Consider the following 8,355-nt stretch of genomic DNA (forward strand, 5'->3'; position numbering starts at 1 on the left):
TATCATACTTACGCTTTCCGCAGCATTCTAGAGAAGAATGTAACAATTAAAATAAAGACGATTGCACCTAATAACGCTGGAAGAACAAAAATGCCTCCCCATTCAGGACCCCAATGACCAAATAACGCACTACCTACCCAAGATCCGATTAATCCGGCAATCACGTTACCAACTATACCTAACGGAAAGTCTTTTCCTGTAATCATTCCAGCTAACGCACCAATAAGTCCACCTACAATACACGTAATAATAAGTCCCACAATTAAACCTCCTATATTCGTTTTATATTGAATTCATCAAGCTTTAGTATGTAACTAAAGCTTGATGAACATATATTATTCTTTATTATCCAATTCATCACTTATCTTTTGTCTCACTTTTCCGACTTTTTCTTTTATCGTTCCCTTCGTTTTTTCCCACTTACCTTCATTTTTCAACTCTCTATCTTCTGTAACTTCACCAATTCCTTCTTTTACTTGTCCTTTTTTCTTTTCAACTTTACCTTTAACTTGTTCTTTTAGTCCGTTCTCACTCATATTTACAATCTCCTTTTCGTAATAGATTTATAGATTTAAAGGATACAAATTTAAATAGAATACATGCATCTTCTTTCTTGTAACCATTCACCGACTCTTTCTAAATCCTTAACGAATAACAAGATTTTCCCTTCATCCAGTTTTTCTTCATAAAAGTTCGCTTCTTCCTCATTAAGCCCTAACTCTTGCATTTTATTTCTTAACTGATCTCCTGTTTTTTGAAAGACGTTAATAATGCTTGTCCCAAGTCCCTCCTCTTTTATCCCAATTGTATTCACGTCTGCATTGTCCGCAATTCTATCTGTCCTATCTTTCTCATGCGTTAATACGTAAATATCTTTTTGGTCTATTCCTTTTTTCACGAGATCATTCGCCGCATTCATGACCTCTTTCTCCGTAATAAATTCATATACAAAAGGTTTACTATACTTCGTTTCCATCTTTAACTTCCTCCTTTAAAATGAATTATTTGTTATATTATATGTAGTACACCCATTTTCGAAATGTTAAACATAAAATATGAAAAAAGTTATGTGAATTTTAATTTTAATAGAGAATGAACATCATCATTTACCACTTTAAAACATCTTCTCCTTACAATAACCACCTAAATTAACAGAAAATTGTTATAATTAAACTTGAGGAGGGATACTATGAAAAAAATCATATCTATATGCGCTCTAACCGCTTTATCTTTCACTTTAATAGGTTGTACAAGTACCTCGGCTACAGATAAAGCTTCACAAGTTAAGCAAGAACATAAACAAAATACCTTTCAATTAAATTCTGCTAATATTACAGACATTGAAATACTGAAAACAACAAATCATACTACTTCCAAATCTCAAACAGACAACGAAAAAATGATACAATCTATCGTTTCAGCAGTCCAAAAAGGCACTCCTAAACAAATCACACTAGATCAAAAAAAGAGAGAATCTGCACATTCTACTATTACTGTTACATATAAAGATGACTCAAAAGAAGAATTTCTTGTGTGGGCTGATAATAAGGAGCAAATTTCGATTGCTAAAGATGAGAAGAAAGATAAGGTAGAAGGTGTGATAGTGAATATTAAAGATGCTAAAATAATGAAGGATTTCTTTTAAAATTCTAATTAACGTTAAAAAAAAGTAGGATTACATCCTACTCTTTTTTTAATCATGCTCAATAAATAGACCTTTATAAAATCTATTTAAGGTCTAATTTTGCTAAATCATGTTGTAAAACATTGTTTCCTTCTTGTGGGTTAAATATGATTGCACTAAGACCAAAAACATTCGTAACAACATCTCTATCTTTCGGACGAATGATTCTTACTTCATAAGCAAAAACTCCTGGAGGAAGAGCTGCTGAACGAAAAGTAACATATCGATTAGGTGGCAATGTTTGTGTTGAAGGGTCTATTAATGGTAACAATACCGGAGAACCAGATGACCAATCAAACATTTCAACTGTTACTCTACGAGTATCATCTGGATCAACATTCATAGCTTCAACAGTAAGAAATAACGTAGCGGAATGTCTACGTAATACACCCGTTGATAAAGTTTCATTGTGATGTTCAAAGCATTTTTTTGGAGGGTGACCACAGCCATAACTCATACCAATCCCCCCCTTTCATTTATAATTAAGGACAAGTATTCCTTATAATATATAATGCTAGTATTCTTTTATTGAAAGGTATAAAAGCGGATTTCTATCTATTCGCTCTTAAAGAATAATATGGATTCTCCTGTTTTTCCTTTGAACTCCTGCTAAGAATAAATCTATTTTGAAAAGGACCTGCTCCATTTATTCGTAAAAAGCATAAAGTAAATGGAATCCGTTAAAACACATGAGTGAACCTTTGTTTTTCTCCTCCTATTTAAAGGAGGAACTGTTATGGGCTTTGGTGGTAGTTGTGGCGGCTGTGGCTTCGCTGGAGGATTTGCTTTATTAGTTGTATTGTTTATTTTATTAATCATCGTTGGAGCTGCTTGCTTCTGCTAAAAACTATCGAAAGGACACTCACATGAGTGTCCTTTCTTCATGAAAAAAGCTCTACGCAATGTGCAGAGGTTCAAGTGTAACGAATACTTTAAAAATGTAGTATTACATTCCCCCTCCAAAATGAACTTCGATGCTATAAATTTCGTTTAAGTGCAATCTTAATATTTTAGTTTAATAGCAATATGGTGAAACTTTATTCCAAACAATATTGCTATTGCACCAAAGTAAAACAAACTGGACAACCTAGATTTCAAAAGGAAGACACCTTAAAGGTTGTCTTTTCTTTATAAGTAAAAAAAGCCCGCCTATTTCCGTAGGCGGGCTTTATCTTTATTACACAATATGAAAGTATACTCTCTTTTTCTTTGAAATTTTATGTAATTATACATATTCATGAAAATAGAAGAAGTGAAATTGTACGTTTAGATACAGTTTGGCAACAAACTAACTGTTTTCTTGTGCATTAATAGACAACTACTGCAAGAGTTATAGTTTTTATGTTTTCATTTCCTTTTTGCATTTCTCTTTTAATTAGACGAATGCTTTTTTTAGTACATAATAAAAAATATCCAGAAAAACTGTCACAAAATCCGTTTTTCTGGTTTCTCTATAATACAGGTATCAAATTGAAAGTGAGGTTTAAACGAACATGTTAACCATAGAAAATGAAGAAAGTCATGCTTCTGATATGACCTTTGAAGATTTATTTAAGCAGTACTATGCTTACGCTGTGAAACAAATCATCTGGATCGTTAAAGATCAATCTATCGCTGAAGAGTTAGCACAAGAAGTATTTTTACAATTATATCGTAGTGATTGGAAAGGGATTGAAAACATACCTGGATGGTTGATTAAATCTTCTACTTATGTAGCCTATAACCATTTTCGATCTGAAAAAAGGCAGCAAGCGAAGATTGATAAAGAAATACAATACCATGAAGTACAAAATGTTTCATCATTAGACGATGATTGGATAAGAAAAGAAGAAATTACAAAGGTCCAAACGATACTAAATAAAATGAATGATCGAGAACGAACCCTTTTACTAATGAAATTCTCTGGTTTTCAATATAAAGAAATTGCAGAAGTACTTCAAATTGAAATATCTTCTATTGGAACATTATTGGTCCGAGCCAAAATGAAATTTCGCAAGATTTATAAACAAATGGAGGAGGCATAACAAATGAAATGTTATGATATCGGATTTATTCAAACATATATTGATGGAGAACTTTCTCATGATATAAGAAAGGAATTTACAAAGCACCTAGATACATGTAAAGCATGCCAAGATTTATTAGTAGAAATCAATAGATTAAATCAATGGGAAAACGTAATGCTAGATGAAGAGTCTGCAAATTCACCACAAGAAATCAAAATTGATATAGAACAAGCATGGAAAACATTTGAAAGTCGTTCCAAGTTAGACAATGTTTCTAATATAAATCACAAAAAACAACAAAAGAAGGGAATCTTTACAAACATGAGTAAAAAATCAAAGCGTTTCATTTATACAGCAGTAGCTGCAGCAGCACTTTTCACAACAGCAATGATTCCACAAGTACAAGTGGCGGCTACAAATGTTGCCTCGTATTTTTCTAATGCAGTTACAAACGATAAGGTTGTAAATGAAGGAATAAAAGATGAAAATGGTATCACACAAGATATGATGAAGAATGGTAAATATATTCCTATTGATGAAAAAATTACAGATCAAGGTATTACTGTACATCTCAAAGAAGTATTTATCGCAGATTCACGTATATCAGTTCATTATAGAATGGAAAAAGCGGACGGAAGTTTAGTACCATTTGAATTTGATACATCAGGATTAAATCTTGAGAGTGATGGTAAAATTGATGGGCAACAAGAGGAAAACCCTGAGATTAAAAATGACGGGAGACTATCATTTATCCATGATTCAGATGATTATCTTCCTTTTGAACTTATGGCAGCAGGTAAAAAGTTAGATAAAATAGGCATTCGTGATAATGATAGACCTGAAGGTGTTGCTACATTTGTTATAACTACTGAAGAAAAAGACGTTTTTAAACAACCTCTTACTTTAGACGTAAATATAACTAGAATTGGAAAAGTAATTGGTTCTTGGAAAGCTCAAATTCCAATTGATACTTCACATTTGAAAAATAATACGAATTAACATGAAAAAAAGAATAGAACAATATGTATCTAATTCTCAGTTTATATGTTTCCTTGTTTTCGTTACATTTATTTCGTATATAGTTTTTACTCTATATTTTATTTATGATTTAAGTTTATAACCTTAAATCAATCATTTAAGACCATTATAAGAAAAAGCCCTCTAAAAAAGTGGGGGAATAAATAACCGGTTCCTTAACGTATAAGGAATCGGTTATTTTGTATTTAAAATGCGTCTAGACATACAATTTTCTTTTTTGATATAGTGACCTCCAATACATCATTGTCCTTCTCTAATCTCATATCTATTTTAAGAAGAGTCATTTACAAATTCAAAAAACCCTCAAAGCAGCTACTTTAAGGGGATTTCTCCTATCATCTTCTCTCTTCATACAATCGATTTGCTTTATACGAGCAAACGAAAAACATACATGTCGCAACGGGGATAAATATCAAAAAAAGTCCTCTCATTAATGCAAATGGCGTTTCAAATAAGAATGACCATAGAAATGATACACCTTGCTTATCCCATAATCCTGGCGTCAAGTATAGTTCTTTCGGATTTACAAAGGCTCCTAAATTCATTGTATTACTATACATAAATAAAAATAATATCGGCAAATAACAGATCGCTAATTCTAAAAATGTTTTAGATAGACGCTTATACTTCCCTGCTCGTGACATTGGATCCGAAAAAATGTCATCTTCACTTTCTTCATCTACCTTTTTAAAATATTGCGTACCTGACCACCGATTACCAGCTATATGCTCCCAACCACTATCTTCAAATAATGTGCAGTAATTAATAAAATCACTTTTTCTACTAAATACTCTATGGTCTATTTTAATCGTCGCATCTTCCGGTTCTGTATATCTAAATGTATAACCAAATGTATTGCTTTCTAGTTGATAGCCTTTCCAAGCCATCTCTTCTAACCATTTTTCCTCTTTCTCAAAGTCTAAAAAGAATTTTAATCTCCACATCATCGTTTCCTCCTAACTATACGTGTAATAAACTTTTTGTAACCGCAATAATGTGCTGCATTCTCATAAAATCTAAATGCAATACTTCTTTCCCGCGTTCCGTAATGACATACACTTTTCTTCTTTTATCTTCACTTTTTACCGATTCTATTAACCCTTGTTTTAATAAATTTTCCACCGCACCATACAATGTACCCGCTGCGATTTTCACTTGATGATTACTCAGTTCCTCCACCTTTTGCATAATTAAATATCCATGAGCTGGCTCTAATAAAGCTAAAAGAACGTAATACGTTGTTTCCGTTAATGGTAAATTTTTATCTCTATTCATAAAGACCTCCAATGTAACGATAACTATATAGCTAAACTATATAGTTAAACTGTATAGTTTAATTTTATACAGTCAGACTGTATATGTCAAATGTAGGAATAACTTTATAACCCAAAACAAAAACGCTACCTTTTTAAAAGATAGCGTTTTTGTTTTACCCTTGCTTATTCTTCACCTTCATTTGCTCTTCAAGAGATTTTTTTTCAGTTTCTAACACACTCATATCACTTTTCAACTTTTGCGTTTCTTCAAAATGTTCATCTACTAATTTATTATATTCTTTCTCAGAGTACATTTTTTCACTGGTTGATGTCGTTTTCTCTTTCGTAACAACTACATTAATAATTACAAATAAGGCTACAATTCCTATTAACACAGCGAAAATCTTCTTTTTATTCATGATTAATCCTCTAAAATGTAAAATTCCAAAAATTATCATAACAGACCAATTCGCTTTCACCTGTCATATTTTGTCGAATCAATATAATAAAAAAAGCATCTGAAACAGATGCTTTTTCTCATTCTTAATACGTAAACGTGATCGTCACTAAAGAATACCCTTCTTTCGCATTATACGACTCCGCTTTATAAGAAACACGGTTGGACCCTTGCGGATAACCGATTTCCCCAATTGCATTTTTCACATCTTGCAGCGCACCGTTCATTGATTGCTTATAAAGTACTTCTATCTTTTCTGGCTTTGCACTATAACGCTGCTGCATTTTATTTTTTAATTCAGTATAGTTATTTGCAATATATTCATTTCCTAAATAGTTTAACTTTGTATCTTTTAATATTTGCTGATATGCAGACGTTTTCGTACTACCTGCCGCAATTTTATTTGTCAGTGTACTATAATAATTTGTTGTAGCTTGCGGATAGTCTCCACGGTTCCACTCATGATTTCTTGCGATTTGTTCATCTGATAAATTGAAATACGAATACGTTACGCGGCCCTGCTCATCTGGAACCGGATCATCGAATGTTGTATCAAGGTGATACCATTTGTTTTCGATTTTCACTAAATTCCAAGCATGAGGTTGTCCGTCCCCAGTTCCTGTCACGAAATGATTTTCAATTCCTGCTTCTTTTAATAATTGATAAGTTAATAGTGCGTAACCTTGGCAAACCGCAGAACGATTTACAAGTGCTTCATATGCTGTGTAAGCTTTATAAGACGTATCATAAGAAACATGCTTTACTACGTAATCATGAATCGCCTTCACTTTTTCGTGATCATCCATTCCAACTTGAGTGATAGAAGAAACGATTGCTTTCGCTTGTTTCATGACATATTCCGTCTGTTCTTTCGTTTCACGATATGTAATCTTAAGCGTAAACGTATAATTTCCAGGTGATCCAGAAAGTCCATATGAAACATTCGATCTATTATTATTTGTATACTCATTTTTACTTGCCACTTCTTTATATGCGTTAAAAAGTGTATTCATCACTTCGTCTGTATTATTATTTTTCGTTTTATATGGCAGTGTAATATTTGTCTCGTATGTATTAATACGCTTTTGTACTTCCTCTTTAAACGCTGTTAATAATGCCGCATCTCCTGTATCTTTCACATCAGCATTTTTATACTTCAAAGTTTTATATAAAAACTGCGCATACTGTTCACGTGTTACTGTGCCATACGGTTCAAAATTCCCGTTCCCTGTGCCATCTGCGATTCCATTTGACTGCACCGCACTAATTGCATTTTCTGCCCAAAATGGATTTGGAACATCCTTAAAGGTATGTTTTTGTTTTGCCGCAAGATGGAAAGCATTCGTAAGAATTTGTGCCATTTCTGCACGATTCACAGAAGCTTTCGGTCTAAATTGGCCATTTTCATCACCTTTAAAAACTCCTAAATTTGTTAAAGTTAATACCTCTTCTGGGAACATTGTAGAACTTTGATTAATATCACCGTAAGGATTTTTAAACGTAGACCCATCCTTTAATACGTAACGAGTTCCATCATTACTAAACGAGCCGCCTTGTTTATTTGGTACTAACACTCGATAAATTAAAGCCGCAACTTGCTCCCTTGTCGCAACATCTCCAAAACCAAATATCCCATTTCCATAACCGGAAATAATATTTTTACTCGCTAAATCTTTAATCGCAGGATATGACCAATGTGATGTCGGCACATCAGAAAAAACACCCACTTCAGCAGCTTTTACATCGCTGCCATTTGTATATAACAACGCACCACCAATAAGTGATAATGATGTAATTGATTTTAATAGTTTTGTATACATAATGTCTTCTCCCAATACGCTCTCTATTTTTGTTGGTTTATGTCGAAAAATCTAAAAATATGACAAAATATATTATACAATTAAAACTTTTTAA

The 8,355-nt window shown here is 32.7% G+C and carries 11 protein-coding genes and 1 pseudogene; 4 read left to right on the forward strand and 8 right to left on the reverse strand.

All coding sequences use genetic code 11. The features are described from left to right. Window positions 1-8 precede the first annotated feature (8 nt). From ACQGSG_RS23910 to ACQGSG_RS23920, 3 genes are all read right to left on the reverse strand, one after another. Entirely contained in the window at window positions 9-260 is a 252-nt protein-coding gene (locus tag ACQGSG_RS23910) for a GlsB/YeaQ/YmgE family stress response membrane protein (RefSeq protein ID WP_000522903.1), read from the reverse strand. A gap of 75 nt (window positions 261-335) precedes the next feature. After that, the gene (locus ACQGSG_RS23915) at window positions 336-536 is read right to left on the reverse strand and encodes a CsbD family protein (RefSeq protein WP_098605740.1); all 201 of its coding nucleotides are present in this window, start codon (window positions 534-536) and stop codon (window positions 336-338) included. 50 nt (window positions 537-586) lie between these two features. Beyond that, on the reverse strand, window positions 587-976 hold the full coding sequence (locus tag ACQGSG_RS23920; protein WP_000448802.1) for a general stress protein: 390 nt from the start codon (window positions 974-976) through the stop codon (window positions 587-589). Between the two features lie 213 nt (window positions 977-1,189). Between ACQGSG_RS23920 and ACQGSG_RS23925 the strand changes: the two genes are divergently transcribed. Then, a complete protein-coding gene (locus ACQGSG_RS23925) occupies window positions 1,190-1,645 on the forward strand; it encodes a hypothetical protein (RefSeq protein WP_000720857.1) in 456 nt (151 codons plus the stop codon). Between the two features lie 82 nt (window positions 1,646-1,727). On the opposite strand, the gene ACQGSG_RS23930 is transcribed toward ACQGSG_RS23925, so the two are convergent. Continuing rightward, window positions 1,728-2,141: a hypothetical protein gene (locus ACQGSG_RS23930; protein WP_098605739.1), complete on the reverse strand. Its 414-nt coding sequence runs from the start codon at window positions 2,139-2,141 to the stop codon at window positions 1,728-1,730. A gap of 279 nt (window positions 2,142-2,420) precedes the next feature. Here ACQGSG_RS23930 and ACQGSG_RS23935 point away from each other — a divergent pair, with 279 nt between their 5' ends. The 3 genes from ACQGSG_RS23935 to ACQGSG_RS23945 all read left to right on the forward strand — a co-directional run bounded on the left by ACQGSG_RS23935 (window position 2,421) and on the right by ACQGSG_RS23945 (window position 4,689). Continuing rightward, window positions 2,421-2,528, forward strand: coding sequence for a YjcZ family sporulation protein (locus ACQGSG_RS23935; RefSeq protein ID WP_000505670.1), 108 nt, complete (start codon window positions 2,421-2,423; stop codon window positions 2,526-2,528). A gap of 649 nt (window positions 2,529-3,177) precedes the next feature. After that, window positions 3,178-3,708, forward strand: a complete 531-nt coding sequence (locus ACQGSG_RS23940; RefSeq protein ID WP_000955505.1) for an RNA polymerase sigma factor SigX — start codon at window positions 3,178-3,180, stop codon at window positions 3,706-3,708. 3 nt (window positions 3,709-3,711) lie between these two features. Next, a complete protein-coding gene (locus tag ACQGSG_RS23945) occupies window positions 3,712-4,689 on the forward strand; it encodes a DUF4179 domain-containing protein (RefSeq protein WP_000650423.1) in 978 nt (325 codons plus the stop codon). 374 nt (window positions 4,690-5,063) lie between these two features. Here ACQGSG_RS23945 and ACQGSG_RS23950 read toward each other — a convergent pair whose 3' ends face one another. The 4 genes and pseudogenes from ACQGSG_RS23950 to ACQGSG_RS23965 all read right to left on the reverse strand — a co-directional run bounded on the left by ACQGSG_RS23950 (window position 5,064) and on the right by ACQGSG_RS23965 (window position 8,261). Next, window positions 5,064-5,675: a DUF2812 domain-containing protein gene (locus ACQGSG_RS23950; protein WP_098877257.1), complete on the reverse strand. Its 612-nt coding sequence runs from the start codon at window positions 5,673-5,675 to the stop codon at window positions 5,064-5,066. 13 nt (window positions 5,676-5,688) lie between these two features. Beyond that, window positions 5,689-6,003: a PadR family transcriptional regulator gene (locus tag ACQGSG_RS23955; RefSeq protein WP_001078063.1), complete on the reverse strand. Its 315-nt coding sequence runs from the start codon at window positions 6,001-6,003 to the stop codon at window positions 5,689-5,691. A gap of 175 nt (window positions 6,004-6,178) precedes the next feature. Continuing rightward, window positions 6,179-6,403, reverse strand: a pseudogene (locus ACQGSG_RS23960) (hypothetical protein); the annotation flags it as partial. Window positions 6,404-6,527: 124 nt separating this feature from the next. Continuing rightward, window positions 6,528-8,261 carry an S-layer homology domain-containing protein gene (locus ACQGSG_RS23965; protein ID WP_058839203.1) on the reverse strand — a complete coding sequence of 578 codons (1,734 nt, stop codon included), beginning with the start codon at window positions 8,259-8,261 and terminating at the stop codon, window positions 6,528-6,530. Window positions 8,262-8,355 lie beyond the last annotated feature (94 nt).

Source organism: Bacillus sp. GMa5/1, from assembly GCF_050172015.1.
In the GTDB taxonomy this organism is placed as follows: Bacteria; Bacillota; Bacilli; order Bacillales; family Bacillaceae_G; genus Bacillus_A; species Bacillus_A cereus.

Coding starts and splice junctions, on each gene's coding strand:
- ACQGSG_RS23915 (WP_098605740.1), bottom strand. CDS start 536: ATGAGTGAGAACGGACTAAAAGAACAAGTTAAAGGTAAAGTTGAAAAG.
- ACQGSG_RS23920 (WP_000448802.1), bottom strand. CDS start 976: ATGGAAACGAAGTATAGTAAACCTTTTGTATATGAATTTATTACGGAG.
- ACQGSG_RS23925 (WP_000720857.1), top strand. CDS start 1,190: ATGAAAAAAATCATATCTATATGCGCTCTAACCGCTTTATCTTTCACT.
- ACQGSG_RS23930 (WP_098605739.1), bottom strand. CDS start 2,141: ATGAGTTATGGCTGTGGTCACCCTCCAAAAAAATGCTTTGAACATCAC.
- ACQGSG_RS23935 (WP_000505670.1), top strand. CDS start 2,421: ATGGGCTTTGGTGGTAGTTGTGGCGGCTGTGGCTTCGCTGGAGGATTT.
- ACQGSG_RS23940 (WP_000955505.1), top strand. CDS start 3,178: ATGTTAACCATAGAAAATGAAGAAAGTCATGCTTCTGATATGACCTTT.
- ACQGSG_RS23945 (WP_000650423.1), top strand. CDS start 3,712: ATGAAATGTTATGATATCGGATTTATTCAAACATATATTGATGGAGAA.
- ACQGSG_RS23950 (WP_098877257.1), bottom strand. CDS start 5,675: ATGATGTGGAGATTAAAATTCTTTTTAGACTTTGAGAAAGAGGAAAAA.
- ACQGSG_RS23955 (WP_001078063.1), bottom strand. CDS start 6,003: ATGAATAGAGATAAAAATTTACCATTAACGGAAACAACGTATTACGTT.
- ACQGSG_RS23965 (WP_058839203.1), bottom strand. CDS start 8,261: ATGTATACAAAACTATTAAAATCAATTACATCATTATCACTTATTGGT.